Consider the following 26,825-nt stretch of genomic DNA (forward strand, 5'->3'; position numbering starts at 1 on the left):
ATCCTCATTCCCGGGACCGGGTCGTCGAACAGCTCATCGGTACCGGGCCTCGAACCACGGGCCCCGGGCGCACAGCGCAGCCGATCGCTTTGACGTCCACCCCGAGATGCGCCACGGATACTCCCGAAACGCCGGCAAAACGAACGCGCTTGCCTGGGAACAGCAGATCTCCGGTTCCATGCTGCTGAATGAGCTGACCATCGGCGACATCACTCGACCGGGCGTTCGGTACACCTTCCTGGGCACGCGGCACGACAATGCCGTGCTCCCCCACTAAAACTCCTTCGTGCGGGAACCCGGCGTCACCAACATCACCGTCCAAGACGTGTGCCCCGCCCACCGCACCGAGCACTACGGCTTCAATTACGACCCTGTCGCCCAGGGCATCGTCGAGGACCCGCTGACCGGGACGGCGTGGCGGGACCACTGCACCGGTACCGGACCGGAGCGATAGTCCTCGACGGACGAGGATCAGGCGCCCGGGGAGCCTCCCGTCCGGCACGTCCACGACTCGGCGTAGCGGCCGCCTTTCGCCAGCAATTCATCGTGCGTGCCCCGTTCTGCGACCGTCCCGTCCTCCGAAAGCACGACGATGAGGTCGGCATCGCGGACGGTGTGCAGGCGATGGGCGACGACGATCACGGTGTGATCGCCGCGCAACGCTTCCATCGTGCCGACAATCGCCCGCTCAGTGGCCGCATCCAGCGAGGACGTCGGCTCGTCGAAAAGCACCACCGGGGAATCCTTCAGAAGCGCCCGGGCGATGGCGACGCGCTGCCGCTCGCCTCCCGACAGCAGCGTCCCCTCCTCCCCCACCGGGTTATCCCACCCGGAAGGCAGCAGCTCCACGATGCGGTCCACCCCGGATCGCCGGGCGGCCTCGCGCAAGCGGTCTCCGTCGCCGGGCCTGGAACCGAATCCGGGGTCGGCGAAGACCACGTTGTCCCGCACGGACGCGTCGAAGAGGAACGTCTCCTGGAACACCGGGGTCACCAGCGAGTTCACGCCGTCGGTGCCGATCCGAGGCAAGGGCACCCCGCCAATGAGGATCTCCCCCGAGTCCGGATCATGAAACCGCGACAGCAGCCGCATGACCGTCGTCTTGCCCGCCCCCGAAGGTCCCACTATGGCGACCAGCACTCCCTGAGGTGCACGGAAGCTGACGCCGTCGAGGACCTTCTTCTCCCCGTACCCGAAGCTCACGCCGCGGAACTCCACGTCATGCCCGTCGGGCAGCTCCGGTGCGGCCGGTTCGGGAAGGGCGGGGATCGCCCGCAGGTCACGCAGCGCAGCCAACGTGTTGCGGCCCGCGCCGAAACCGCCGGACAACGCTCCCGCCGTGGTGATCGGTCCGGTGAACTGGACGACCACAATGAGCATCGACGCCAAATGCGCCGGTGACATCCCGCCCGTCGCGGCGACCGCCACGGCGACGACCACCGCCGCCGTGAACACCGCATGGACGACCGAGCCCAACCGTCCGATGGCCGCGCCTTGCGTCGACGTCGCCTTCGCGAACGCATCGTGTTGGGCCTGGATCGCCTCATCCACCATCGCGTCCGCCGCCGAACCGTCGCCCGCGGCGCGAATCACCTGCTGGCCGCGGGTGAACTCGATCAGCCTGCCGGAGACGGCAGCGACGGCGTCAGCATGCGCTTCGTCCGACTCCCCGCCGACTCGGCCAATGGCCCGGTAGGCGAAGAAGAGCACCGGCGCCGACGCGACGAGAACCAACCCGACGCGCCAATCCACCGCCAGAATTCCGAGAGCGATGACGGTCGGCGCAACCACAGCAGCGATGACGGGCCGCAGGATCACGTGCGGCACGGACGCCGCGAACGCCATGCCCGAAGACGCCATCTCCGAAAAGCGGCCGGCCGTGGACTTGGTGACGTACCCGAGTGGCAACGTCAGCACGCGTTCGCCCAGGGAACGCAGCAGGGACGACAGCACCGCTGCGGAATTCGCCCTGCCGACCGTCCCCGCGGCGAGGGACAGCACCGCATGGGCGGCCGCGAGGCCGGCGATAACGCCGGTGAAACGCCACGCCGTCGCATCATCTCCCACGGCCAGAGCCGACAGCAGCGGCAGCAGCGCGACGAACGCCGCTCCCTGTGCCAGCGCGGCAAGCGCGGCCAACGCAATGAGCCACGCCAGCGTCATCTTCGAGCGCCGATCCGTCATCGACCACAAGTCCCGGATCATCGGTTCCCTGCCTTTTCATCGTCTGCTTCAGTGCCCCGCGGGGCGGATGGTTCGTCGTCGAGCGCGAACGCGCGCCACAGATCCCGGTAACGGCCACCGCGCGCAAGCAACTCGTCGTGGGTGCCCGCCTCCGCGACCGCTCCCCCATCGAGAACGAGGATGCGGTCGGCGTTGCGGATCGTGCTCAATCTGTGCGCAATCACGATCACCGTCCGCGAACGAGCCAAACGCTCGATTGCGGACTGAATGAGGGCCTCGGAAGCCGGATCCGCGTAAGCGGTTGCCTCGTCGAAGATGAGCACCGGCGCGTCCGTGACAATCGACCTCGCGATGGCCACGCGCTGCGCCTCACCACCGGAAAAGGTCACGTCGACGTTGACCACCGAATCCAGGCCCTTCGGCAGCGCCGCGATGACCGTATCGAGGTTCGCGAGCTTCGCGGCCGCCATGATTTCGCCGTCGGTGGCGTCTCTCCTGGCCAGCCGGATGTTCTCCCGCAAGGGCAGCGTGAGCAACTGCGGATCCTGGAACACCACCGACACCGAACGGTGCACGTCGCGCACGGCGATGTCGCGAAGATCGTCGCCGCCCAGCAGCACCGAGCCTTCGACAGGGTCGTGGAAACGCGCCAACAGCCGGGCGACGGTGGACTTTCCGGAACCGGAGGACCCCACCAGCGCCGTGAGGGTCCCCGGTTCGAACGTCGCGGACATCCCGTCGAGGACCCGCGGCCCATCCCCGTAGGAGAAGACCAGGTTCCGAACCTCGAGCGCGCCTCCGTGCACGGGCACCGGCTCGACGGACTCGGTGATCGGCGGCGTGCCCAGCACCTCCGCGATGGACTTCAGGGCGGCGATCCCCGCGATGATGGGTTCGGAGTTCATAGCCACCCTCACGATCGCCGCGGAGAGTCCAAGGCCGAGAACCAGCCCGGCGACGAGACCCTCCGGTTTGCCGCCCGCAGTGTCCCTCAAAGCGAGGCCGGCGCCGCACATCACTGCGAGGACCGTGATCGGGGACGTCACCACGTCGATGAGCCCGAGATAGATGTTCGACTGCCGGGACCAGGCGGACCACGCGCGGACGAACGACGACGCCGCGGCATCGTAGCGGCCCGCGCCCTGGCTGGCGCGTCCGAAGGACTTCATCACCGGGATGCCGCGCACCAACTCGATGACCGCAGCCGTCACTTTTTCAGAGGCTCGTTCGTAGTCGCGCTGAAGACCGGCTCCGCGCGAAATCATCACGCCCATCAGGGCGAAGGTGACCAGCACCGGGACGACCGCCACCGCCGCGATCCGCCAATCGACCGCGACGAGCGCGATGAGGGAAAGCAGGGGAACCAGCACCGCCACCACGGTCTCACCGACGGTGTGGCCCATGAGCTGGTGGACAGCCGCGACGTCCTTCTCAACCGACTCGATGATTCCCGACGAGCGCCGGGCGTCCAGCCAGCCCAACGGCAACTTCCGGATGTGGGCGACCAGCCGGCACCGGAGGTGGAGCTGCAGGTCATTATCCGCCCGGTGCGAGAGCATGCCGGCGGCGCCGTCCGCGGCCATGCGCACCGTTGCGGCGACGACGATGACAGCCACGGCCAACCACGTCCGATGCTCCGGGGCCTCCGGGTACGTCATCGCGATGTCGATGATGCCGACCAGCGAAGCGACGGTAGCCACCGACGACAGGACGGATAACGCGACCACCGCACGCATCCGGGTCCGAATCGGGGCGAGCAGCGACCACGGGCCTACGGTCCCGTCCACGGCGCTCACTTGCCCGCCTCCCCGATCGCGCTTTTCTTCGTGAGAGTGCAGAAATACACCATGCCGGCGCGTGAGACTCCGTCCAGCTTCAGCCCGTTGGCTTCGGCGAGGTCCTCGAGCTCGCTGCCCCGGAACACCCGGTGGCCCGTCTTCTCCATGACGGCCATGTCGACCCGCTCGTTCACGTCGGGATCCTCGACGAACGTCTGCACGTAAGCGATGCCGCCGTCGGCGAGCAGCCCGGAGACCCTGCCGAGCGCGGCTCCCGCATCCTTCATTTGGTGGAGCGCGCCACACACCCAGATTTCACAGGCCCCGCCGGGCTCTCCCGCGAGCGGCGTGAGGATGTCGGCAACGTGGAATTCCGTCCGGGCCCCGAGCCCGTCGGCGGCGGCGCGTTCGCGGGCGATGCGGATCGCATTGGGCGACAGGTCGTAGCCGACGATGTTCGCCCTGCGATAGCGAGACTCAGCGGCGAGCGTGCGGGCGAGCCACCCGGTTCCACAACCGAGGTCGAGGACCCGGGCCGGCGCATCCGGCCCGGGATCCAGCGCACGGAGCTTCCGGTACACGGCAGCGGCGTCCATCGGTTCGCGCGCATAGCGGCTTAGGAACCTCGGCTGGACCTTGTCCTCGTAGGCCGCGAGGAGCCTGCGGTTGTTCTGGACGATCTGGGCGATCGACTTCATTTGGTTCTGTCTCCGGGTGTGTGGGCCGCGTCCACGCGGCGGTTTCGGGTTAGATGCTCGGATTCGCGGGCCGTCATGCAGACTCCCCCGGCCTCGTTTTCACGGCGATGCCCCACGCCGCGAGCACAGCGATACCAAAGAACCAGGCCGCGCAGACCACCAGACCCGCAGCCCCGGTGCCGTTGACGGCCTCGCCGGCCGCGGATACGGGGGTGTGCCCGGCGATTCCGCGCAGGAGGGGACGGAAGTGGTCGGCGGGCATGAGCACCGTGTTGACGAACATCGCAACGATGATTAACGGGATGAGGGCCACGGATCCCTGGGGGCTGGTGATGGAGAACGCGATGTACGTGCCGGTGCATGCGGCCGCCGCGGCAACCATCGCGCCGGTCACCGTGATCCTCCACCACCAGGACACCTCAGGGGGGCTGTCGGAAAGCAAGGCGGCCACCGCCGCGACGACGACCGTCATCGCCATGATCCGGATAAACTCGGCGATGATCCGTGCGGTCGGCACGGCCGCGTACGGTGCCGGCATGGTGATCAACCGCTCGTGGAGGCCATTGCTGCGTTCAACGAACACAGTGGACGATCCCGTGATGGCCAAGATGAACGCCCACGTCGTCACGACCAGGATGACCGCGTTCGGGAGTTCGAACTCTCCGGTGAGCTGCCTGACCAGGCCACCGAACATGCGGTTGACGATGAACAGGTACACGAGCGGAGCAATGAACGTCATGAACCAGAAGTCAGGGCGCCGCAGCCAAGTGTGGACGATGCGCCGCAGATGCACGAAAATGGCGTCGATCATGATTCGCTCCTCAAGGTGAACCGGCGGATGAACAAGACGATTCCGGCGACCGCCGCGACACCGAGCCACAGGGCGGCCTCTTCCCCGGCACTATCCGGGAAGGCATCCGGGGACGCCGCCCTGATCACCTCGATGATCGGCGAAAACGGCATGTGACGTACGACGTCGCGCAGGGAGCCGTCCAAAGCGGTCGCCGGAATGAACGCGGTGGAGAACATGAGCAGCAGCATTTCCAGCGCCTGGATCGATGAGGCTGTCGACACCGGGGCGGGCACCATCAGGATCACCCCGTCCGTGACCAGGGACAGGACCGCGGCGGCGAGCAGTGACCACAGGACTGTCCACGCGACGTCACCGAGAGCCATGTCGAGGCCGCAGGACCACGCGACGACCAGCAGCGCCGCGATCGACGCGGACATCCGCAGCACATCGGTGGCGAGCCTGCCGGCGACATAGCCGCCTGTGGCCCCGGGCAACACGCGCACGCGGTCAACGAGCCCGGATTCGACGTCCTGTCCCACCGCCATCGCCGACGCCGCGGCGGTGAACATCGCCGCCTGGAACAGGCAGCCGCCGAGCACGAAACGCAGGTACCCGAAGCCGGATTGCCCTGCCGAGTACCCAAACACCGCGTACAGGCACAGCAGGAAGAGGGGAGGAACGACGAACATGGAGATCAGCGACGCGGTGTTGCGTCGCAACAGCAGCAGATCCCGACGGAGGAACGCCGCGACCGACGTCGCACTCATCGCGCCGCACCCCCTGCGTTCATCGATATGAATACCTCGTTGAGGGTGGGCGGCGACACGCTCAGCGAATCCGGCAACGCGTCCGAGGCCTCCATCGCCTGCGCCACCGCCTCGAGGACCTGCGGTCCGGGGTCGACGTCGAGGGACACCGACTTCCCCGCGACGCGGGCGCCGTCCAGGCACGTTCCTCCGAGGCAGCGGGCGAACGCCTCCGCCTCGGCGGTGGTGGCAAAGGACACGCGGAGCACGTGCGATCCGAAGTCGCGGCGCAATTCCTCCGGCGTTCCGCTGGCGACGATGCGGCGGTCCTTGAGCAGATGGACGTGGTCTGCCAGCGCCTCCGCCTCTTCCAGGTACTGGGTGGTCAGCACCAGGGTCATTCCGTCGTCCCGCAGTTGCCGGATGAAGCCCCACAACTCTTCGCGGCTGACCGGGTCCAGCCCCGTCGTGGGTTCGTCGAGGAACAGCAACCTGGGCACGACGCACAGCGACGCGGCGATGTCGAGGCGGCGCCGCATGCCACCCGAATAGGCCGACGCCAGCGTCGAGGCACTGTCCGCGAGCGAGAATTGCGCGAGCAGTTCCGTCGCGCGGGCGGCCGCGTCGGCGCGGTCGAGTCCGCGCAGACGCCCGAAGAACTCCAGGTTCTCCCGGCCGGTGAGGTTCTCGTCGATCGCCGCGAATTGGCCGGTGGTGGCAATGTCGGCGCGCACGCCCGCCGGATCCTCTTTCACATCGCGCGAGAAGATGCTCACCTCGCCGGAGTCTGCGGTGATGAGCGTCGACAGGATTCGGATGAGGGTGGTCTTGCCTGCGCCGTTGTGGCCGAGGAACGACACGATCGACCCGGCGGGCACGGTGAAACTCACGCCGTCGAGCACATGCTTGCGCATCCGGGCGCCGCGCTTTCCCTTGCGCCCGCCGTCCGGCGGAGCACCTGCCCCGCCTTCGGGCGCGGTGCCGGCTGTGCCCGCAATCGGGTAGCTCTTCGTGAGGTCGCGGACGACGATCGCCGCACCCCGTTCAGCTTGATCCGTCATCGTTTCTCCTTTTCTTTGGTGTCGCAGTGGGCCGCTGCCGGCAGTGGCCCCGTGGTCGGGTTGTCATGCGGCGTTTCGATATGGATGCCTGCATCGCGGGCGAAGGCGAGGACCGGTTCGAGGAGCCGGGGGTGGCTGACGAGATCCCGGCACCCCGGCGCGACTGGCTTCCCCGCGACCGACGCAACGGTGGCGGCGGCAATGGCCGCGGTCATTTTGTAGGAACCCGGGCCAGTTGCCCGGACGACGGTTGTCTCGGCCGCCGACCCCGCATCGCCCGCGCCGGCGGAGGACAGTGCGATGACCAGCTCGGCGGGTTGCGGAGTGCCGTTCGCCCGCGCCTTCCGCGACGTCACGGCCGCCCCGAGACGGGCGAGCAGACCGGAGACGACGGGCATCGCGTACAGTCTCGACGTGCGGATCTTCTCCACCGACTCATCGGGGAGAGCATCGAAGGCGACGTGGTAGGAAAATCCGAGGATCGAGGGGCACACCCCGCGTACGACGTCGATGTCCGGGCATTCGTAGCCGATTCCGCTTTGCGACGACACCAGGTTGCGCCGCACTTCGACGATGGCGCCGCCGAGCATCGCGCGGTATCCGCCGCGAATGGTCCGGAACATCGACTCGACCGACGCGGCCCCGGATTCCTGGTCGGCGCCAATTCGCAGATCGACCCGCACATCGCGGACCTCTTCGGCCCCCGCAGCGCAGGCCCCGAGCATCAACAGGGCCGTCGACAAGCCCGGGCACAGGCCGAACCCGGTGAGCACGGGAACCCCCTCCCGCCGAGCATCCCCGTCGAGGGCCATGATTGCGCGGCGGGCGTCGATCGAATCGTTGACGTCGATGTACCCGGTGCCTGAGTCGATGCAAGCACGGGCGAGTGAGTCTGCATGCACCTCGAACGGGCCGATGTCGGCTTCGGCCAACCGAGTCGCAGCCGCCACCGCCTCCGCATGGACCCGGCCGTACGGGACGAGGACGTCCCGCCAATTCTCGACGAAGGTGATCCCCTTCTTCGTCTCATCGGCCTTGTCCCGAAGCACGTCGCTGATGGTCCGGATCGTGTTCACTGGTACCTCTTTCGGTTGTCGGCGCCATGCCGGTGCCGGGCGGACCGGGCCCGCATGGCGCGACCCGGAGGATGTGTCTGAAGGGTTGAAGCAACTGGGTGGGGCGCGTCTCCGTACAGGCTCGGAAACGCTCGCGGGCTCGGGGCCCGCCGGTTCCGGGTGCCCGTCAAGTCACTGCGGACACCAGGGCGGCAACGAAGGCCGCGGCGGACGCTGCGGCCGCGAAACCGTCACGCACTCGCCAGGGGTGATCGGTGCGGAAGGTACGCCGCGGATGGCGGCCGAAGTTGCGCATCACCAGGGTCAGGGACAGCTTTTCGGCGCAGCGCACGGCGCTGACGAACAGGGGAAAGGCGATGCGCGCGGGCGTCGTCGCGCGAATGAAGCCGGAGCGGAAAGACTGCCCCGGTCGCATCGAGCGCAATCTAATTGCCCATGTCAGCTGGGGGATTTCGCTGCGCAGGAACGCCGCGATGCTCACCCCGGAAATCGCTATGGTGCACCATGTGTAGGGCACCCGGAGGCGTTGCACCATGGCGTCGAAAAGCTCCTCGACGCGCATACACGCGGAGACCAGGACCGTCCCCGCAAACACGGCCGTCAGTAGCAGTCCGTGATGGATGCCGTGGCGGACAGCCTCCGCCGGATCCCCACTGCCGTAGAACTCGGAGCGCCACCCGAGCAGGCCGAAGAACACCCCGATCAACAGGACGAGGAGGACCTTCCCCGCCGTCGCCCGAACGTCGCGTTCCGCGATCGCAGCGAGTGCGAGGAACGCGACCCCCGTCAGAGCGAGAACGGCGTCTCCGCCGGAGAGCAGCCCGGCGACGAGGACGAGCATCACCGCCGCGACAATCGTGATGGCGTTCAACCCCGCGCGCCTTCGAGCGGCGGATCCACTGGTCCAGGGGCTTTCGTCCAAGGACGTCCGTGCGCCGGCCGCGGGCAGTGCGCGATCCCGCCGGGACGACTCCGGGGAAGCCGGCACGTCGGCTGCGGGACCGGACCAGGCGACCTTCCCTTCGGCGACGATGCTCGCCCGATCCGCCCACGTTCGCGCAGCACGGCGGTCGTGGCACGTGAACACAACGGTTCCGCCGGCCCCTGCGTATTCCGCTAGGGCATCCAGTACGATGCGCGAGCTCGGCGAATCCAGATGCGCCAACGGCTCGTCGAGAAGCAGCAAACGGCGATTGGCCGCCACCGCCAGGAAGATGCCCAACCGTCTTTTCTGTCCGCCCGACAGGACGAACGGCGAGACGGGGTCAAGTGCCCGGGGGCACAAGGCTTCCCGCAGTTTCCGCAGCTCATCGGCGCCGAGTGGTCCGTGCGGGTCCGTGCCGGCCAGCGCGGAGTCGATTTCCGCGGCGACGGTCGCGCGGGTGAACTGGTGCTCGGGGTTCTGGAACGCCAACGACGCGAAGGCGTCGGGGACGCGCCGGGCGGACGCGCCGTCAATCCGGAGGTCCGCTCCCGCCTTCATCTGGCCCGACAGCACCGCCAGCAAGGTGGACTTACCGGCTCCGTTGGCACCGACTAGGGCATGAATCTCGCCCCGTTCCAGTGTCAGATCGGCCCCGTTCAGGATCCTCTCCCCGCCTCGGGCCACGTGGGTTCCGGTCAAGGCCAGCAGTGGAACGGCCTCCGCCTCCGATTCCGGATTGGGACGGTCCGGCACCCCCGTGCCCGGCGTACTGGCGTCCGGCGTTCCGGCGGTCGCGGCCGTCGTCGCAATGCCTTTCACCGCGATGCCATCCGGCGCTCCGTGGGCGGCGACGCTCCCGTCCACATCGAGGATCGTCACCGTGTCGACCCACCCGTCGAACGGGCGGAGGTCGTGCTCGATGAGCAGGATGACGCGCCCCGGGGCCCGCAAATCACGGATAGCGGCGAACAGTGACCGGCGACCATCCTCGTCGACGTGGGCCGCGGGCTCGTCGAAGATCATGACCTCCGGCGCACTGGCCATCGCGCCGGCGATGGCCATCCGCTGGCGTTGCCCGCCCGACAAAGCCCACGGATCCTTCTCCGCGAGCTCTGACAGCCCGAGCTCTGATAGGGCCGCGGCTGATCGCTTGGCGACGATGTCGGCTTCCACGAGGGAAAACTCGAGGGCCATGGATACGTCATCGACGACTCGAAGCGTGAGCACCTGCGTCGCCGGGTCTTGCCCGACGAAGGTGACCCGGTCCCCGTCCACGGGGCATTCGGTGCCGTCGACATCAACGATATGCACGGATCCGGCATGGTCGATGGGGATGTGCGAGGGGATCAGTCCAGCGATGAGGTGGGCCAGGCTCGTCTTTCCGCATCCCACGGGTCCCGTGATGACATTGATCATACCGAAGTCGAAGGAGAGATCCACCATGTCGGGTGCCCATCGCCCATCGGCGTGCCGCACGCCAGCGCCACTGACCCGTAACCGGGCCGGGGCCGTCCCGCGTGTCGCACCGGCGCACGCGGGTGCTCCGCCGGTCACCGGGTGACCCCGCGGCTGCGAAGCCCCTTTGCGACGGCAAAGCCCAGGACCAAAAACACCAAGCTCGATGCCAAGGCTACGGCGAAGCTGATCAGGGTCATGGGCGTGGTCGGCGAGTCGACGCCAACTGCGCGCGGGGCCATCGTTCCCATCAGCGCGGAGAACAACATCGCCGACGCCACGAACTGGGTACGCGTCCACCGCCGGTACAGGGTGACCATGAATGGAAGCTCGATGAGCAATCCTTCCATGATCAGCGCCCCGATCGCGGCGACGCCGAACGGGGTGGTCGCCGCGGACACGACGCCCATGGCAAGGCACGCAATGAGGCTCGCGCCAGGCTTGCGGACGACGATGAGGGGAACGACGCACTGCAGGAACCACAACCCGAGCGTCGCCGCGACGAGATAAACGTGGGCGATGCCGGCGAACACCTGCAGGTAGGTCAAGGGCACGACGACGAGAGACCCCGCGACGCCGATCGCGGCGGCGACGAGCATATCGCGGGTGGATGGTCGGCCACCCGCTGCGACCGGTGCGACGTGTACCAACCGCCCGTCGTCCGTCTGCGACGCCACCGCGTCGCCGTCGCCCGTCCCGTCCGGGCCCGCGTCCCCGACTCCCCCTCCGGAGAGGGGTTCTCTGGTCGATCCACGTTTTCTGTTCATCGTCGCCGCCTCGCTTCCGTTGCCGATTCCCGATCGGGAACCTAACTTGAAACAGTATTAGGTTAGGCAATCCTTAGCCACTTATGCCAGACTCGAATTATTGACTTTGCCCCCGCTCCCCCCCCCATTACGTTGTTAGCCGTTTCACCTCAGGGCACCGAAGATTCATAACCTGTCCGCCCGATTGGGCGGGCTATGTTTACTTCCGTTCCCTCCGTCTGAAAGGACAGTGGAACTAGTCGCTGGCTTCGGTATGGCTTATTCCTGTCCCTGTCTGAAAATGATCCGGGGGTGATGCCGCCGAAGACAGTGACATACTCAAACTGCTAATAGGAACCTGACCCAGCCCAGGTGGTATGAGGTCTCACAGTAATGTGGATGCCAGCGCAAGCATGTCCGACAACCCCAGCGATGAAGCTTAAATAGTCCAACTTCTCATTCATCGCTAGGAGGCATACCCCCATGGCCTATGACTTCGTCATTGGCGTAGACGTCGGCAAATACTTCCACCACGCCTGCGTCCTCGATCCCCAAGGCAGGCAAGTCCTGTCCAAACGCATCAATCAGCATGAAGGCTCGCTACGCAAGCTCTTCGGCCAATTCCTCGCCGACAACGGCTCGGTCCTTGTTATTCCCAACAACATCGGCCGGTTGACCGTCGCAGTCGCCCAAGACATGGGGGCAGATGTTCGCTATCTACCAGGGCTTGCGATGCGGCAGCTCTCTCGCATCCACGTCGGCAACTCCAAAACCGATGTGCGCGACGCCTACGTCATCGCCCATGCCGGTCTTAACCTTCCAGATTCCTTGCGCAGTGTCGACCGCGTTGAGGAAGTCTTTACCCAGCTGAAAGTACTCAACGGTATTGACGAAGATCTCGCCCGGGCCTACACACGCCTGATTAACCAGATGCGATCCGCGCTCGTAGGAACCTATCCTGCATTCGAACATGTTCTGCGCGGACAGATGATTCACCGAAAATGGATCCTCCACCTACTTGCGAAATACGGTGACCCCACCAAGATTCGACGCATCGGTAAAACACGCCTAGCAGCCTTTGCGCGCAGTCACAAAGCGCGCAATCCCGAGCCTGTCATCGATGCCATGCTTGCTGCCATCCACGGACAGACCGTGTCCATTGCCGGCGCAGAATACGCCGAACTTGGCGTAGCAATGTCCGCCAAAGACGCACTGGCCAAACTAGAGCATCGCAAGGAAATAGAAGCACAGGTACTCAAGCTCATTCAAGACATTCCTCAAACCGAGATTCTTTTATCCATGCCCGACATCGGCCCACGTAGCGCAGCACAGATCCTCATGACCGTTGGCGATATGTCCGACTTCCCCGATGCAGCGCACCTAGCGTCCTATGCAGGCCTATCACCACGGACAAATCAATCAGGAACGTCCATTATGTCGAATTCGCCCAACCGCGCTGGCAACAAAAATTAAAGAACGCCCTATGGCAATCGTCTTTTGCATCGATCAGATTCCACGAGCGTTCCCGGCAATTCTATGAACGAAAACGCAAAGAAGGCAAAAGACACAACGCCGCAGTCGTCGCACTCGCACGCCGACGCCTCAACGTCCTCTTCGCCATGATGCGAAACGGCGAGCTCTACCGAGACATCCCCACAATCCAGGAGGCCGCAGCAGCCTAAAGCCACCAGACCCCCATCCAAGCCGATTGCACAGCAAGCCCAATCGGCTCCTCAAGGTACCCAAAACAACATCTACGAGACGAAGCAGAAGCCGTTCACACCCCCAACAAGCCCACCCGCGGAGTTGACAACCTATATAGGAACACCCCCCCAACCGCAGACCACGCTTTTGACAGGCGAACCCAAAGCCGGTCCGAAGCCAGCTCCAAGAAAGGCCTACGCATGTTCCCTTCGCTCCGCCGTCCCCGCTCCCGCGCCCTGCTCGCGTTGCCGGCTACTGCCGCGCTCTCCGCATCGCTGATTGCTGTTGCCCCGGCGGGCGCGGTGGTCGTCGATAAGCCTGTGTACGACCAGGCTAAGGATGCTTCCGCGACAATCTCCCCGATCGGCTCGTACGATGCTGGCGTCTTCGACGAGTCCGGCGCGGAGATCGTGGCCTACCACAAGGCCTCGAAGCGCGTGCTCACCGTGAATGCGAACTCGGGCAAGATCGACGTGCTCGACATCGCCGACCCGACGGCACCCAACAAGGTGGGCGAAGTTCACGGCGGCGACGACACCACGATCAACTCCGTCGCCGTGCGCGAGGACGGCCTGGCGGTCGCTACCGTGGAGCCGGACGAGGACAAGACGAAGCCCGGCGAAGTCATCTTCTTCGACGCCGGCGCGGACACGCCGGGCGAGGTGCTCGGCCGCGTCGGCGTGGGCTCCCTGCCGGATATGGTGACCCTGACCCCCAACGGCCGCTACGCCCTGGTGGCAAACGAGGGCGAACCGGCCGAGGACTACTCGGTTGACCCGGAGGGTTCCATCTCCCTCATCCGCCTCGAGCACGACGTTGCTGCACCGACGCAGGACAAGGTCCGTACCGCCGACTTTTCGGCGTTCGAGGGCACGTTGGCGGACAAGGGCGTGCGCATCTTTGGCCAGGTCGGCGCCTCAAAGACTGAGGCGCAGAACCTGGAGCCAGAGTACATCGCCGTCGACGGCAACAAGGCGTATGTGACCCTGCAGGAGAACAACGCGATCGCTGTCGTGGACATCACCTCCGGCAAGGTCGAGGACGTCTGGCCGCTCGGTGTCACCGACCGCCGCGAGGTGCCTTTCGACGCCTCCGACAAGGACGGCACGACCAACATCTCCAAGTGGCCGATGAAATCCCTCCTGCAGCCGGACTCCATCGCTGCCTACAACGTCGGCGGCGAAACCTACCTGGTTCTGGCCAACGAGGGCGACTCGCGCGACTGGGACGGCTATTCCGAAGAGGCGCGCTTGAAGAAGTTTGGCAAGAAGGACGTCGCCCCGATCTGCGAGGGCTACGCCGGTCTCTCCGCGGACCAGCTCGAGGAGCTGCAGTCCGACGAGCAGCTGGGGCGCCTGAACATGACCACCTCCATGGGCCTCAACGAGGAGAAGGGCTGCTACGACGACCTGCACAACCTGGGCGGGCGCAGCTTCTCCATCTTCACCGCGGATGGCAAGCGCGTCTTCGACTCCGGCTCACAGTTCGAGGAAATCACCTCCCGCATCCTGCCCGAGTACTTCAACTCAAACCACACCGAAACCTCCTTTGACACCCGCTCCGACGACAAGGGCCCGGAGCCGGAGGGCGTCACCGTCGGCGAGGTCAACGACCGCACCTACGCGTTCATCGGCTTTGAGCGCCTCGGCGGCGTGATGGTCTACGACATCACCGACCCGAGCGCTCCGAAGTACCAGGCCTACGTGAACAACCGCGATTTCTCGATCAACATGGAGGCGCTTGCCGACGAGGGCGAGGAGCAGCTTCGCGACGGCCTGTCCAAGGTCGGCGACCTCGGCGCCGAGGGACTTACATTCATCCCGGCCGAGGACTCCCCGAACGGCGAAGCGCTCCTGGCCGTGGGCAACGAGGTCTCCGGCACCACCACGCTCTTCCAGGTGGAATCCCTGCTGGACAAGGCGGAGGAGCCGGAGGAGACGCCGGGTGAGGAGCCTGGCCAGACGCCGGAAGAAAAGCCGGATTCCCCGGATCAGCAGACTGGTGACGAGCAGGAGGGCTCTTCCACCGCAGGCAAGGTTGTCGCTGCGGTCGCAGGCGTGCTCGCTGCCCTGGCGGCGCTCGTTGCCGGAGGCGTTTCCCTGGGCCTGATCCAGAACCCGGTTGACCAGCTGCTCGGTCAGATTCCGGGCGCACCCAAGCTTCCCTTCTAATGGGATTCCGCGAACGTTTGCCCGCGACCAAGTAGTTTTGCGAAGCAAACCCAGCTAAGCTGGAGCTCGTTTTGAACAAATGGATGGTGTGGCACCCTGCACTATCCATTTCGTAAGAAACCTGATACTTTCTCTAACGACATCGCTGTAACCGAGCTGTAATCTCTCAGCCCGATTTCGGCGCAGGACCAAAACTCTCACGAGGAGCTAGAAACTAATGAAGCGTATTTCCACCGCTGCCGTCGCAGCTGCAACCGCACTGGCCATCACGGCAGGACCGGCACTGGCTGAGGACGCGACCACCACCCAGACTGCTACGGTTACCGCTACCCCGACCGAGAAGCCCACCACCGAGGGCACCGAGGACACCGCAACCACCGAGCCGACCGCCGAGGCTCCCGCAGGCACCGAGGGCACTGAGACCGCTCAGCCGACCACCCCGACCCAGCCGGCTCCGCAGCCGAACAACGGTGGCTCGAAGTCTTCCGGCTCCTCCAACGGCCACATCCTCGGCTTCGTGTCCGGCACCCTGGCTGCAGTCCTGACCACCACTCTGATCGTTGCTTCCGACCCGACCGGCGCAAACAAGATCATCGACATGGTCAACGCGCAGTTCCACCTCGGCATCCCGCACCTGAACATTCCGAAGGTATTCTAAGACGCGGCACTTCGGCGGGGCTTTCACTCGAAGGCCCCGCCGATTTTTTCTCTCTACTCCCACTGGAAGGACACAAAGTGAAGGCGACCTACCCCGTTGCTGCTGCCACCGTCGTTGCACTCGCCGTAGCAGGTCTGAGCCCCGTTTCTGCGAAGAGCACTGCCCCAAGCACGACCGAAACTTCCGCGACCACCGATGCGGCTCCGGCAGGCACGGCTGCCACGCCCAGCCCGTCTGCAACCGCGGCACCGAGCCCCTCTGCGTCAGCAACCGGATCCGCCACACCGTCGCCCTCCCAAGACGGTCCTACGCCGGTGACGGTGACGGTGACTGCACCGGCTGTGACCGCAACCCCCACCCCGTTCCGCGCAACGGGTCCGAGCTCGGAGTGGATCAACAAGGGCATTCTTGATGAGCGCGGCAAGGAGATCTTTACCTACATCAACTTCGCCATCACGATGCTTGCTGGCCTGCTCCAAGCACTTTCCCTGGTCGTGGCGTCGAACCCGCGGATGCAGGAGCAACTGAAGGCAATGCTCGCCCAGGCAGGTATCAAGTCCTAGGAGCTGGACGGCCGCGCGGTTTTTTGCGGGGGCGCTGCGGTTGTCGGCGTAGTGGTTATCGGCGTAGTGGCTGCGGGCGTGGTGGTTCTGAGCGCGGCGGGTCGGTGCTCAACGGAGCTAGCTCCATTTGCAGCTGACAGCGCCGCGCGACCAGGCAATTCACCACCCCGCCACCGCCAAACAGAGCTAGCTCCATCCACAACCGACCAACCGGTCCCGGCCGGCGGAGCACAGCTACCCCAAAATCCCCATTCCCATCGTGGCCTTGAGGTCCCCCATGAGGCTTGCTGAGCGCTCCACACGAAGGTGATCGCCCAGGACCATCATCTGGCTGTGGTCCCCGTTCACTAGGTTGAGGAACACATCGGAATCGCCGGGGTTGTTCAGCAGCACGTCTTTGAGTCGCGCGATATTCTCAACCGTGCACTGGTCGGTACGCAACGTCAGACGCAGCGGCAGGCCGGCGCCGTGGCCGGGCCCAAGCTCGGGAACCTTGACGTCGTCGCCGAAGAGGCTCATGCGCTCGTCGCGAATGGTCACGCGGGCCTTGACCAGGATGATGTTGTCCTCAACGATTTGGGGCGCAACGAGGGAGTACACCTTGTTGAACAGGAGAACGTCGACCTGAGCGCCGTGATGGTCCTCAATGGTCACAATCGCCCACGGGGAACCGTCCTTCTTGGAGAAGCGGCGGTCCACACTAGAGATGAGGCCGCCGAGCGTGACCTCCGTGCCGTGGCGCAGCTCGCCCGACAAGACCGTGGTCAGCTCGGTGTCGGTCTGCGCAGCAATCGCCTCCTCGAACCCGTCGAGCGGGTGGCCAGAGACGTACAGGCCGAGCATCTCGCGTTCCAGCGCGAGCTTGTGCTTTTTGTCCCACTCGTCGTCCGGAATGTCCATGGTGAACACGGCCGAGCCACTCTCCTGCCCGTCGTCTCCGCCGAAGCCGGCGAATAGGTCGAACTGACCCTTGTCCGCCGCCTTCTTCGTGGTCAGCACGGAGTCGACCATGTCCTCCTGCACGAGCATGAGCCCCTTGCGAGGGTGCTCGAGCGAGTCGAACGCGCCGGATTTGATTAGCGATTCCGTGATTCGCTTGTTGCAGGCCAACAGATCGATCTTGTCCAAGTAGTCGGAGAAGCTCGTGAAGTGGCCCTTCGTGCGGCGGGTTTCCTTGATTGACTCCACCACCTCGGCACCGACGTTGCGCACCGCGGCGAGGCCGTAGCGGATGTCCTCGCCAACAGCCATGAAGTTCTCTTCCGACTCATTAATATCCGGCTGCAACACCGAAATGCCAAGGTGACGGCAGTCCGACAGGTAGATCGCGGACTTGTCTTTCTTGTCGCCGACCGACGTCAGCAGCGCCGCCATGTACTCAGCGGTGTAATTCGCCTTCATGTAGGCCGTCCAGTACGACACCAGCGCGTAGCCAGCGGCGTGCGACTTGTTAAACGCGTAGGACGCGAACGGCTCGATCGTGCCCCACAGCGCGTCCATCGCTGCCTTGGAGTACCCGTTCTCCTGCATGCCGCCCCAGAACTTGTCGTACTGTTGGGCGAGCACCTCGGGTTTCTTCTTACCCATCGCTTTACGGAAGCCGTCTGCCTCGCCAGCCGTGTAATTTGCCACCTTTTGAGAGATACGCATGATCTGCTCCTGGTACACGATAAGGCCATAGGTCTCGTCGAGAATTTCGCGCAGCGGCTCGTCCAGCTCCGGGTGGATCGGAGTGATGGGTTTACGCCCGTTCTTACGGTCCGCGTAGTCCCAGTGCGCGTTCACACCCATCGGACCCGGGCGGTAGAGCGCCAGCGACGCCACGATGTCCTTGAAGCCGGTCGGCTTCATGCGTTTGAGCAGCTCCTGCATGCCGCCGGAGTCCAGCTGGAACACGCCGAGGGTCTCGCCGCGGGAGAGCAGCTCGTACACGGCTGTGTCGTCTGTATCCAGCGTTTCCAGGTCGAGCGTTTCGCCGCGGTTCTTCTTCACGTTCTCCAGGGCGTCGCCAAGCACCGTAAGGTTGCGCAGGCCCAGGAAGTCCATCTTCAGCAGGCCGATGGCCTCGCAGGCCGGGTAGTCCCAGCCGGTGATGATCGCGCCGTCCGCCGGGCGCTTCCACATCGGGATGTGGTCCATGAGCGGCACGGACGCCATGATCACCGCGCAGGCGTGCACGCCGGCCTGGCGCACGACGCCCTCGAGGCCGCGGGCCGTCTCGTAGATTTTGGCCACATCCGGGTCCGTCTCGATCAGGGATCGCACCTCGGCTGCCTCGGTGTAGCGGGCGTGCTCCGGATCCGTGATGCCGACGAGCGGGATGTCTTTCGCCATGATCGCTGGGGGCAGGGCCGCGTTGATGCGGTCTGCCATCTGGAAGCCGGGCTGGCCGAAGTTCACCTTCGCCGAGTCCTTGATCGCCTGCTTCGTCTTCACGGTGCCGAACGTGATCACCTGGGCGATCTTGTCCTCACCCCAGCGCTCGGCGGCGTAGGTGATCATCTCGCCGCGGCGGCGGTCGTCAAAGTCAATATCAATATCGGGTGCGGACGGGCGCTCCGGGTTGAGGAATCGCTCGAAGAGCAGGCCGTGTTCCATCGGGTCGATGTTGGTGATGGTCAGCGCGTACGCCACAAGCGCACCAGCTGCCGAGCCACGGCCCGGCCCGACGCGGATGCCCACCTCACGCGCGTGCTTAATCAGCTCCGCGACGATGAGGAAGTAGGACGGGTAGCCCTTCATGTCGATGACGTCGATCTCGTATTCAGCGCGCTTGAGGTACTCCTCTGGGACCTCGCTGCCGTCGAAACGCGCCTCAAGCCCGCGCTGGACCTCCTTGCGCAGCCAGCTCGTCGGCGTCTCGCCCTCCGGCACGTCCGCGATTGGCATGCGATCGTGCGGGTGGTCCTCCCAGAGCTCGCCGTAATCGCCGACGCGCTCGGCAATCCACAGCGTGTTGTCGCAGCCGTCCGGCACGGTGGAGTCCCAAATCTCGCGCATCTGCTCCGCGGACTTGATGTAGTAGCCCGTGCCATCGAACTTGAAGCGATCCGGGTCCATCATCGTCTTACCGGTCTGCACGCACAGCATCGCCTCGTGCGCGGGCGCCTGAGATTCCAGGACGTAGTGGCAGTCGTTGGTCACCAGCGGGGGCAGGTCCAGTGCTTTGCCGATGCGCAGCAGGTCATCGCGGACACGGCGCTCGATGTGGAGCCCGTGGTCCATGAGCTCAAGGAAGAAATTGTCCCGCCCGTAGATGTCCTGCCACATCGCGGCAGCCTCCAGGGCCTCGTCGTATTGGCCCAGGCGCAGGCGCGTCTGCACGTCGCCGGACGGGCAGCCAGTGGTGGCGATAATGCCGTCCGCGTGCTCGGCGATGAGCTCGGCGTCCATGCGGGGCCACTTGCCCAGCTGTCCCTCGTAGGAGGCAAGGGACGACAGCTTGAACAGGTTGTGCAGTCCCGTGGCGTTTTCCGCCAGCATAGTCTGGTGGAGGTAGGCGCCGGACGCGGAGACGTCGTCGCGCTTCTGATCCGGGGTCCCCCACAGCTGGCGCTTCTTGTTAAAGCGAGAGGCCGGGGCCATGTAGGCCTCGATGCCGATGATCGGCTTCACGCCAGCGTCGACCATGCGTCGGTAGAAGGCGTTGGAGCCGAACATGTTGCCATGGTCCGTCATGCCCACAGCAGGCATGCCCTGGCGCACCACTTCATCGGCCAGCAGGTCCACCTTGGCCATGCCGTCCAGCATGGAAAACTCGGTGTGGTTGTGGAGGTGGACGAAGGAGGAGTTTTTGGCCATGCGGGTCATCTTAACCCGACTCAAGAAACGGCAAAACCCCCGTGATTACGGGGGTGTGATTCGCCGCGACGGCGCCGTCTACTCGTAACGGAGCGCCTCGATGGGCTGCATCTTCGCCGCCTTCGACGCCGGATAGGCGCCGAAGAACACGCCGGTGGCAAGTGAGAACAGCAGCGAAAGCAACACTGCACCGACCGGGGGCCACACGAATGCGTCGAACGCCGCGGTGGCGATCATGCCGATTGCCCCGCCGAGGATAACGCCGATGACGCCGCCGACCAGGCAGACCAGCATCGCCTCGACGATGAACTGCGTGCGGATGTCGCCGTGGGTCGCGCCGAGCGCCTTGCGCACGCCGATCTCGCGGGTGCGCTCCGTGACCGTAATCAGCATGATGTTCATCACGCCGATGCCGCCGACCAGCAGGGAGATGCCGCCGATTGCGGAAAGCACCGAGGACATGATGCGGAACACGCTGGTCAGTTCCTGCAGCGACGAGGACAGGTCGATGACCTCGGCCTCGTAAGTTTCATTGCCGCGGTACTGCCGGTCCAGGTAGTCCTGCAGATCCTTCTGGAACGTGGCCGCCTCCTCCTCGCCGGAGCTGCGCACCGAGATGGACGTGAACCAATCCCCGTTGAGCCCGATGCGGTCGGCCGCGGTGACGGGAATGTACGCCTCGGCGTAGGACTGCATCCCGCCGAACGCTCCGCCGCCGCCGGCGCCATCCGTCTTGCCGCCGAGCACGCCGATGATGGTGAAAACGGCCGGTTGGCCTTCTTGCACCAGATCGATGCGTTCGCCCAAGGCGGAGGCGGGGTCACCGTCAAACATGGCGTCGACAAGCTCTGGGCTCACCACGGCCACCGGGCGCTGGCCCTGCATGTCCTTATCGGAGATGCCGCGGCCGAACTCGACTTCGCCGCCGCGCATGTCGATGGAGTCCATGAGCGCCGGGTTGATCGTGGTGCTCACTGGGTCCTTGTCGCCGTTTTCAATCTCGCCCATGCCGGAGAGTTCGACGTCGATGCCGGTGATGCGGTCGCCGAACGCGTCGCGCATATCCTGCAGGTCCTGCAGCGTCAGCGAGTCTCGCTCGTCCGTCGGCTGCGCCTGCGACATGGCCGCAAACGGGTCGTCGGACTGTTCCTCTTCGTCGGGGCGCTCGTGCACCACGACCGGGTGCGTCGTCGTGCCCACGCCCTGCAATCCGGACATGACCTGGTTCTCCAGGCCGCGACCGAGGGTCATAATGATCACCACGGCCATGATGCCGATGATGATGCCCAGCAGCGTCAGCAGCGAGCGCAGTTTGTTCTTGTTCAGGCTGGAGACGGCCAGCCGGAGCGATTCTTGGATATTCACGGTGTGTCGTCTCCTTCCTTACATTCCCAGCCCGGCGGGCGTGCGCACGTTGGCAACCCGCCCATCCATCATTTCCACAACGCGCTCCGTTTCTTCCGCGAGCTCCGGGTTGTGCGTAATAAACACCACCGACTTGCCCAGGTCCTTGTGCAACTTGTGGAACAGGTCCATCACCATGCGGCCGGTCTTTGAATCGAGTGCGCCGGTTGGCTCGTCGGCAAGCAGCAGGTCCGGATCGTTGGCCAGGCTGCGCGCAATAGCCACGCGCTGCTTCTGGCCACCGGACAGCTCGTTCGGGTTGTGGTGAATGCGGTCACCCATCCCCATCATCTCCAGCAGCTCCGCGGCGCGCTCCTCGCGCTCCTTCCGTTCCACGCCCGCATACATCATGGGCATGGCCACGTTTTGCAACGCGTCGATGCGGCCGATGAGGTTGAAGTTTTGAAAGATGAAGCCGATGTTTTTGCTGCGGTACGACGCGAGCTCCTTATCTTCCTTGGCGTAGACCGGCTGGCCGTTGAACGCGTACGCACCCTTGGACGGCCGATCCAGCATGCCAATCAGGTTCATCAGCGTCGACTTACCGCAGCCGGATGGGCCAACGATGGACACGAACTCGCTCGGTTTTGCGTGAAAGTCAATGCCGTGCAGCACGGTCAGCTCGCTCGGCTCACCCTCGTTGTACGTCTTCACCACCCCGCGCATGTCAATGAGTAGGCCCGAGTTTGCCATCGGGTTCGCAGGAGCAGGACGCTTATCGACGCCCCCACGTTCCCCACCAACGATCACCGAGCTCCCGCCCCGCTGTTCCCTGGGCTGCGCTTTCGGCGGCTCCTTCGTGGTGGAAACGGCCGGCTGTTCGCCGGTGGCCTCCTCCGCGCCGAAGAAAAACGGGTCGTCGTCCTCTCCGGCCCCGGCCGGTTGGCCGGGCGCTGCTTGCGCAGTGTCGAGTGCGTTGTCGTCGTCTCTGCGGGCGTGTTTTCCTTTTCGGGAGAACTTCTTCAACGGCGCGCTCCCCTACTTTTCCTCGCCGCCCTCGGCGGCGTCCTTCTGCTCAGACTTCGGCGCTTCAGAGGACTTTGTCCCGTCCTTGTCATTCGCACTGTCATTCGCGCTGTCCTTGGCGCCGTCTTTGGCATCGCGTACCTGCTGCGGGTCGAACTTCGGATCGGAGATGTCCACGGTCTCGCCGATTTTGTCGGAGTACTCGTCCGGCCAGTTGATGACGATGTCGCCCGGCTTGAGGTCGCCCCCGGTGATGGCAATGTCCACGTCGTTGGTAGCGCCCGTCTTCACGCTGCGCTCCTCCACCTTGCCGGACTTCGCGTCGTCGCCATCGGTGGCGAGCACCAGGACCTTCTTGTCATTATCGTCGCCGTACACGGCGTCGACAGGCACGTTGAGGGCGTCCGGGGACTCTTCGGTGATGATCTCCGCGCGCACCGTACCGCCGAGCAGGAGTCCCTTCTTGTCGCCGGTGACCTCGATCTCCACGGGGAAGGTCACGCTGCTGGACTGGTCGTTGGCTCCGCCGGCCGCGTTCACGCCTCCGGCCATGCCACCTGCCATGCCGCTGCTCATGCTGCCCGACGCGCTCGGGTCAGCGGCCGGGGCGATGCGCTTTACACGCCCCTTGAATTTCTTGTCGCCGGTTGCGGTCGACGTGAACTCGACGCGGTTGCCCTGCGCGATGTTCGGCACGTCGGCCTCGCGAACCTCGGACTTGATGATCAGGCTGGAATCATCTGCCAAGCTGAGCAGCTTGCCCTGCGGGATGTCGCCTTCCTGCACGTCCACCGCGGTCACGATGCCGGCGAGCGGCGAGTACAGCGTCGCCTCCTGCAGCTGGTACTCCAGCGTGCCGTCGCTCTCAGAGATGCCGGCGCTTTCCGCCTGTCGACGCGCACTGTCCACCTGCCCCTGCAGCTGCTCCCGCTCCTGCTGCGCCTGGGTCTGCGCGGCCGCGAGCGCCGCCTGGGCGTCCTGCAGCGCTGCATACGCTTCATCGACGCTCATCGGCGCACTCGCCGCAGCGTCGGCCCCAGCCGCGCCTGCAGCACCCGCGCCCTGGGCGCCTGCCATGCTGGCGAGGTCCTCCGGGGAGACCGCACCGGCGCCTGCCGCGCCGTCTGCGCCGGCAGCGCCCGGTACGGCTACCGCGCCCGCGCCAGGTGCAGCTGGCGCAGCGGGGGCTGCGGGTGCTGCCGGTGCAGCGGGTGCCGGAGCCTCCGGGGCGCCGCCGCTCGAGCTACCCGGCAGGTGCGAGGAGAGGTTGCCCGCCATCTGGGAAAATACGTCGGCCACTCGGGTTGCGGAACGACCGCCGTTTGCGGCGAGCGCCGCGTTGTATGCAGCCTGCGCCTGATCCACCTGAGCCTGTGCCTGGCGGATGGCCTGGTTCGTGCCGTCGTTAATGGCCTGGTCGTGGGCGTTGAGCTGGGATTCTGCCTGCTGCAGCGCCTGGGTGGCGTCGGCCTGAGCGTTCGCCTGCTGGCGCTCCTGCGCGGCAAGCTGCCGGTCCAGCTGCTCGGTGTCCATAGAGACCAAGAACTGGTCCTTTTGCACGCGGTCACCGGGCTGGACGGCGATCTTTTGCACCTCGGACTGCACCGACGTGGTGATGTTCATTGCCCGAACCGGAGCAATGCTGCCGTTGACCACAACGCTGTCGGAGACGTCTTCCGCCGACGCCACGGTGTAGTCGCCCGGCTGCAAGCCGTCCGCGTCCTTGCTGTTGTCTCCTCCACCGAAGCCGCAGGCAGATGCAAACAGCGACACGGTGGTGATTACCGCGACGGAGCGCAGCTTCAGCGACCGGCGGCGGTTGGTGGTGGCGTGCGGGGTGGCAATTCCGGATTCGGAAACCAAAACTTCTCCTCACAAACGGGCGCGCCAACGGCGTCTTCGGCAAAGCCAACTGAAGAGTCCGGGCGCTTAGGCGTGCAACTTCGTTGAACTATACACGGGCCCGGACCACTTCGGGCCAGCGCATTCCCCCGCTTGGGACCCGAACGACGAGCCTGGATTCTGCCTACGAACCCGCTGAATACACACCCGGGTTCCGCACAGCGATTGCGCCCCACACCGCGTCGGCGGGCAATACCTCGACTGAGCGCACGTGCGACGATTCCGCGAGGCGCGACAGCGTTGCAACGTCCGCGGTCACCACCGCGCCAGCGAGGAGCACAGAAGCCTGCGCCCAGTCCGGCCCAGCGCCTGGCTCGCGCTGAACGGCCCGGCGCGCCTCGCGCTCGCACACCTCGCCCCTTCCTGCGCTCGTCTCCCCGACTGGCTCCGGGGTGTCCTTCGGCGGCAGGCCCTCCGGCACGATCGCGTTGACGCGCGGCACGTCTCGGTACGCAGCTGCCGCCGCGTCGCAGGACTGCGGCGCGTCGAACGCGACCAGGGCGAGGTGGGAGTCGCCCGGCGCGCTCTTCCTCCGCGCGGAGTCAAGCGTCGCCGCGGCGCGTTGCGAGTACTCCTCCGCTGACTCTCCCGAATCGGGGCCGAGCGCGTCGCCTTGCAGCGTCGGTGTGGCGGGCGCGTGAGACATCCCGACGGCGTACAACGCGACGATGAGCAGCGCACACGCCCCGAACACGGCGGCTGCCGTGGCAAGCGGATGGCGCATGCTAGCCCGCCCTCAGCACATCCAGCGCGTGTTGAAGGTCGGCTGGGTACGAGGACTCGACCGTCATGTACTCACCGGTGCGCGGGTGCGTGAACCCGAGCGATTTGGCGTGCAGCCATTGGCGGATCAGCCCGAGGCGCTTGGACAGGTTAGGGTCAGAGCCGTACATGGGGTCGCCCACGCACGGGTGGCCCAGCGCGGACATGTGCACGCGGATTTGGTGGGTGCGCCCCGTCTCCAGGTGCACCTCGAGCAGACTTGCACGGCGGAAGGCCTCGATGACGGAGTAGTGCGTCACGCTCGGTCGGCCGTCGTCAGTCACGGCGAACTTCCAGCCCGACGACGGGTGCCGGCCAATGGGCGCGTCGACGGTGCCCACGATGGGGTCCGGCAAGCCCTGGACGACGGCGTGGTAGGTCTTGTCCACCGTACGTTCCTTGAAGGCACGCTTGAGCACCGAGTAGCCCTGGACGCTCGCGGCGACCACCATCACCCCGGAGGTGCCAACATCCAGGCGCTGCACGATGCCCTTGCGCTCCGGGGGACCCGCGTCCGGCAGCGTGAAGCCCATCGCCTGCAGGCCGCCGAGGACGGTGGGGCCGTCCCACCCCAGGGTCGGGTGCGCGGCAACGCCGACGGGCTTGTCCACCGCGATGACGTCGGCGTCGTCGTAGAGGATCTCCAGGCCCTCGACGTGCTCCGCCACCGGTTCCGGCGCGCGTTTGGGTTCCGGGAGGGTGGCCTCGATGAGGGCGCCGGGGATGACGCGGTCGGATTTTTGGGGCGGTGTGGCGTCGATAAGCACCTGCTCCTGCGCGATCATCTCGGCGGCGACGCTGCGGGAGATGCCGAAGAGTTTGGCCAGCGCGGCGTCGACGCGCATGCCGGCCAGGCCTTCGGGGACGGGGAGGCTGCGGAAGTCACCCGGCATGCGGTGCCTCCTTGCGGTCGGAGGTCAACACCGCCAACGCAAACAGGGCGGTGCCGACGGTGATGCAGGCGTCCGCGAGGTTGAAGACCGCAAACGAGCCCACGGAGATGTAATCCACGACGTGGCCGAACCAGAAGCCGGGGTCGCGGAACAGGCGGTCAATGAGGTTGCCCAGGGCGCCGCCCGCGATCATGGCCAGGCCGATGGCCTCGAAACGCGAGGTCAGGCGCGGGGCGTAGAGCAGCGCACCAACGACGAAAGCGAGCTGGATCGTGGTGAACAGCCAGGTCGAGTTCTGGCCCATGGAGAAGGCCGCGCCCGGGTTGAACAGCAGGTAGAACCGAAACCAATCACCAATCAGCGGGACCTGGTCCCCCGGCTCGAGCCACGAGACCATCAGCTGTTTGATGGCCTGATCCGCCACCGCGATGAACAGCATGACGGCGGCGACGAGCGGCAGGTACCTCCCCCGGCGCGGGCCGCGAGGCGCGGACGCCGGGTCCTGCGTATTGGTGTGACTGTTGTTGTGTTGCATCGCC

Annotated in this window: 21 protein-coding genes and 1 pseudogene; 6 read left to right on the forward strand and 16 right to left on the reverse strand. The window is 65.6% G+C overall.

Going from position 1 to position 26,825, the window contains the following annotated elements; all coding sequences use genetic code 11:
• Window positions 1-106 precede the first annotated feature (106 nt).
• On the forward strand, window positions 107-277 hold the full coding sequence (locus tag FPH17_RS11845) for a hypothetical protein (RefSeq protein WP_154762578.1): 171 nt from the start codon (window positions 107-109) through the stop codon (window positions 275-277).
• A gap of 9 nt (window positions 278-286) precedes the next feature.
• On the forward strand, window positions 287-454 hold the full coding sequence (locus FPH17_RS11850; protein ID WP_154762579.1) for a hypothetical protein: 168 nt from the start codon (window positions 287-289) through the stop codon (window positions 452-454).
• A 17-nt stretch (window positions 455-471) separates the two neighbouring features.
• Here the strand turns inward: FPH17_RS11850 and FPH17_RS01995 are convergent, their stop codons facing one another.
• The 9 genes from FPH17_RS01995 to FPH17_RS02035 form a co-directional block, all read right to left on the reverse strand.
• Window positions 472-2,205 carry an ABC transporter ATP-binding protein gene (locus FPH17_RS01995; protein WP_005329286.1) on the reverse strand — a complete coding sequence of 578 codons (1,734 nt, stop codon included), beginning with the start codon at window positions 2,203-2,205 and terminating at the stop codon, window positions 472-474.
• Window positions 2,202-3,980, reverse strand: coding sequence for an ABC transporter ATP-binding protein (locus FPH17_RS02000; protein ID WP_154878474.1), 1,779 nt, complete (start codon window positions 3,978-3,980; stop codon window positions 2,202-2,204). The genes FPH17_RS01995 and FPH17_RS02000 overlap by 4 nt, the downstream gene beginning before the upstream one ends.
• Window positions 3,977-4,660 carry a class I SAM-dependent methyltransferase gene (locus FPH17_RS02005; RefSeq protein ID WP_095279054.1) on the reverse strand — a complete coding sequence of 228 codons (684 nt, stop codon included), beginning with the start codon at window positions 4,658-4,660 and terminating at the stop codon, window positions 3,977-3,979. Before FPH17_RS02005 ends, FPH17_RS02000 begins: the two co-directional genes overlap by 4 nt.
• A 73-nt stretch (window positions 4,661-4,733) precedes the next feature.
• Complete coding sequence (locus FPH17_RS02010; RefSeq protein ID WP_095534860.1) at window positions 4,734-5,471, reverse strand: ABC transporter permease; 738 nt, start codon at window positions 5,469-5,471, stop codon at window positions 4,734-4,736.
• Entirely contained in the window at window positions 5,468-6,220 is a 753-nt protein-coding gene (locus FPH17_RS02015; protein WP_095279056.1) for an ABC transporter permease, read from the reverse strand. The genes FPH17_RS02010 and FPH17_RS02015 overlap by 4 nt, the downstream gene beginning before the upstream one ends.
• Window positions 6,217-7,260: an ABC transporter ATP-binding protein gene (locus FPH17_RS02020; RefSeq protein ID WP_095534861.1), complete on the reverse strand. Its 1,044-nt coding sequence runs from the start codon at window positions 7,258-7,260 to the stop codon at window positions 6,217-6,219. The genes FPH17_RS02015 and FPH17_RS02020 overlap by 4 nt, the downstream gene beginning before the upstream one ends.
• Window positions 7,257-8,336 (reverse strand): saccharopine dehydrogenase family protein, encoded by a 1,080-nt coding sequence (locus tag FPH17_RS02025; protein ID WP_238397095.1) that lies wholly within the window; start codon window positions 8,334-8,336, stop codon window positions 7,257-7,259. The genes FPH17_RS02020 and FPH17_RS02025 overlap by 4 nt, the downstream gene beginning before the upstream one ends.
• A gap of 166 nt (window positions 8,337-8,502) precedes the next feature.
• Window positions 8,503-10,704: an ATP-binding cassette domain-containing protein gene (locus FPH17_RS02030; protein ID WP_238397096.1), complete on the reverse strand. Its 2,202-nt coding sequence runs from the start codon at window positions 10,702-10,704 to the stop codon at window positions 8,503-8,505.
• Window positions 10,705-10,811: 107 nt separating this feature from the next.
• A complete protein-coding gene (locus FPH17_RS02035; RefSeq protein WP_083299167.1) occupies window positions 10,812-11,483 on the reverse strand; it encodes an ECF transporter S component in 672 nt (223 codons plus the stop codon).
• 462 nt (window positions 11,484-11,945) lie between these two features.
• Here FPH17_RS02035 and FPH17_RS02040 point away from each other — a divergent pair.
• The 4 genes and pseudogenes from FPH17_RS02040 (at window position 11,946) to FPH17_RS02055 (ending at window position 16,558) form a co-directional block, all read left to right on the forward strand.
• Window positions 11,946-13,144, forward strand: a pseudogene (locus tag FPH17_RS02040) (IS110 family RNA-guided transposase).
• Window positions 13,145-13,366: 222 nt separating this feature from the next.
• A complete protein-coding gene (locus tag FPH17_RS02045; RefSeq protein WP_203085495.1) occupies window positions 13,367-15,337 on the forward strand; it encodes a choice-of-anchor I family protein in 1,971 nt (656 codons plus the stop codon).
• Window positions 15,338-15,554: 217 nt separating this feature from the next.
• Window positions 15,555-15,995: a hypothetical protein gene (locus tag FPH17_RS02050; RefSeq protein WP_154878476.1), complete on the forward strand. Its 441-nt coding sequence runs from the start codon at window positions 15,555-15,557 to the stop codon at window positions 15,993-15,995.
• A 77-nt stretch (window positions 15,996-16,072) separates the two neighbouring features.
• Window positions 16,073-16,558: a hypothetical protein gene (locus FPH17_RS02055; protein ID WP_154878477.1), complete on the forward strand. Its 486-nt coding sequence runs from the start codon at window positions 16,073-16,075 to the stop codon at window positions 16,556-16,558.
• Between the two features lie 234 nt (window positions 16,559-16,792).
• On the opposite strand, the gene dnaE is transcribed toward FPH17_RS02055, so the two are convergent.
• The 7 genes from dnaE to lspA all read right to left on the reverse strand — a co-directional run bounded on the left by dnaE (window position 16,793) and on the right by lspA (window position 26,821).
• Entirely contained in the window at window positions 16,793-20,359 is a 3,567-nt protein-coding gene (dnaE, locus tag FPH17_RS02060) for a DNA polymerase III subunit alpha (RefSeq protein ID WP_095534972.1), read from the reverse strand.
• A 78-nt stretch (window positions 20,360-20,437) separates the two neighbouring features.
• On the reverse strand, window positions 20,438-21,724 hold the full coding sequence (locus tag FPH17_RS02065) for an ABC transporter permease (protein ID WP_154878478.1): 1,287 nt from the start codon (window positions 21,722-21,724) through the stop codon (window positions 20,438-20,440).
• 18 nt (window positions 21,725-21,742) lie between these two features.
• Window positions 21,743-22,456 carry an ABC transporter ATP-binding protein gene (locus FPH17_RS02070; protein ID WP_154878592.1) on the reverse strand — a complete coding sequence of 238 codons (714 nt, stop codon included), beginning with the start codon at window positions 22,454-22,456 and terminating at the stop codon, window positions 21,743-21,745.
• 285 nt (window positions 22,457-22,741) lie between these two features.
• A complete protein-coding gene (locus FPH17_RS02075) occupies window positions 22,742-24,592 on the reverse strand; it encodes an efflux RND transporter periplasmic adaptor subunit (RefSeq protein ID WP_154878479.1) in 1,851 nt (616 codons plus the stop codon).
• A 163-nt stretch (window positions 24,593-24,755) separates the two neighbouring features.
• Window positions 24,756-25,355, reverse strand: a complete 600-nt coding sequence (locus FPH17_RS02080; RefSeq protein ID WP_154878480.1) for a hypothetical protein — start codon at window positions 25,353-25,355, stop codon at window positions 24,756-24,758.
• A gap of 1 nt (window position 25,356) precedes the next feature.
• Window positions 25,357-26,286: an RluA family pseudouridine synthase gene (locus tag FPH17_RS02085; protein ID WP_154878481.1), complete on the reverse strand. Its 930-nt coding sequence runs from the start codon at window positions 26,284-26,286 to the stop codon at window positions 25,357-25,359.
• A complete protein-coding gene (lspA, locus tag FPH17_RS02090) occupies window positions 26,276-26,821 on the reverse strand; it encodes a signal peptidase II (protein WP_154878482.1) in 546 nt (181 codons plus the stop codon). The genes FPH17_RS02085 and lspA overlap by 11 nt, the downstream gene beginning before the upstream one ends.
• Between the last annotated feature and the right edge of the window lie 4 nt (window positions 26,822-26,825).

Source organism: Corynebacterium gottingense, from assembly GCF_007559235.1.
GTDB lineage: Bacteria > Actinomycetota > Actinomycetes > Mycobacteriales > Mycobacteriaceae > Corynebacterium > Corynebacterium gottingense.

Bases quoted from the DNA above. Each gene is read 5' to 3' on its own strand.
- FPH17_RS11845 (WP_154762578.1), top strand. From the start codon at position 107: ATGCGCCACGGATACTCCCGAAACGCCGGCAAAACGAACGCGCTTGCC.
- FPH17_RS01995 (WP_005329286.1), bottom strand. From the start codon at position 2,205: ATGATCCGGGACTTGTGGTCGATGACGGATCGGCGCTCGAAGATGACG.
- FPH17_RS02005 (WP_095279054.1), bottom strand. From the start codon at position 4,660: ATGAAGTCGATCGCCCAGATCGTCCAGAACAACCGCAGGCTCCTCGCG.
- FPH17_RS02010 (WP_095534860.1), bottom strand. From the start codon at position 5,471: ATGATCGACGCCATTTTCGTGCATCTGCGGCGCATCGTCCACACTTGG.
- FPH17_RS02015 (WP_095279056.1), bottom strand. From the start codon at position 6,220: ATGAGTGCGACGTCGGTCGCGGCGTTCCTCCGTCGGGATCTGCTGCTG.
- FPH17_RS02020 (WP_095534861.1), bottom strand. From the start codon at position 7,260: ATGACGGATCAAGCTGAACGGGGTGCGGCGATCGTCGTCCGCGACCTC.
- FPH17_RS02030 (WP_238397096.1), bottom strand. From the start codon at position 10,704: ATGGTGGATCTCTCCTTCGACTTCGGTATGATCAATGTCATCACGGGA.
- FPH17_RS02035 (WP_083299167.1), bottom strand. From the start codon at position 11,483: ATGAACAGAAAACGTGGATCGACCAGAGAACCCCTCTCCGGAGGGGGA.
- FPH17_RS02045 (WP_203085495.1), top strand. From the start codon at position 13,367: ATGTTCCCTTCGCTCCGCCGTCCCCGCTCCCGCGCCCTGCTCGCGTTG.
- FPH17_RS02050 (WP_154878476.1), top strand. From the start codon at position 15,555: ATGAAGCGTATTTCCACCGCTGCCGTCGCAGCTGCAACCGCACTGGCC.
- dnaE (WP_095534972.1), bottom strand. From the start codon at position 20,359: ATGGCCAAAAACTCCTCCTTCGTCCACCTCCACAACCACACCGAGTTT.
- FPH17_RS02070 (WP_154878592.1), bottom strand. From the start codon at position 22,456: ATGGCAAACTCGGGCCTACTCATTGACATGCGCGGGGTGGTGAAGACG.
- FPH17_RS02080 (WP_154878480.1), bottom strand. From the start codon at position 25,355: ATGCGCCATCCGCTTGCCACGGCAGCCGCCGTGTTCGGGGCGTGTGCG.
- FPH17_RS02085 (WP_154878481.1), bottom strand. From the start codon at position 26,286: ATGCCGGGTGACTTCCGCAGCCTCCCCGTCCCCGAAGGCCTGGCCGGC.
- lspA (WP_154878482.1), bottom strand. From the start codon at position 26,821: ATGCAACACAACAACAGTCACACCAATACGCAGGACCCGGCGTCCGCG.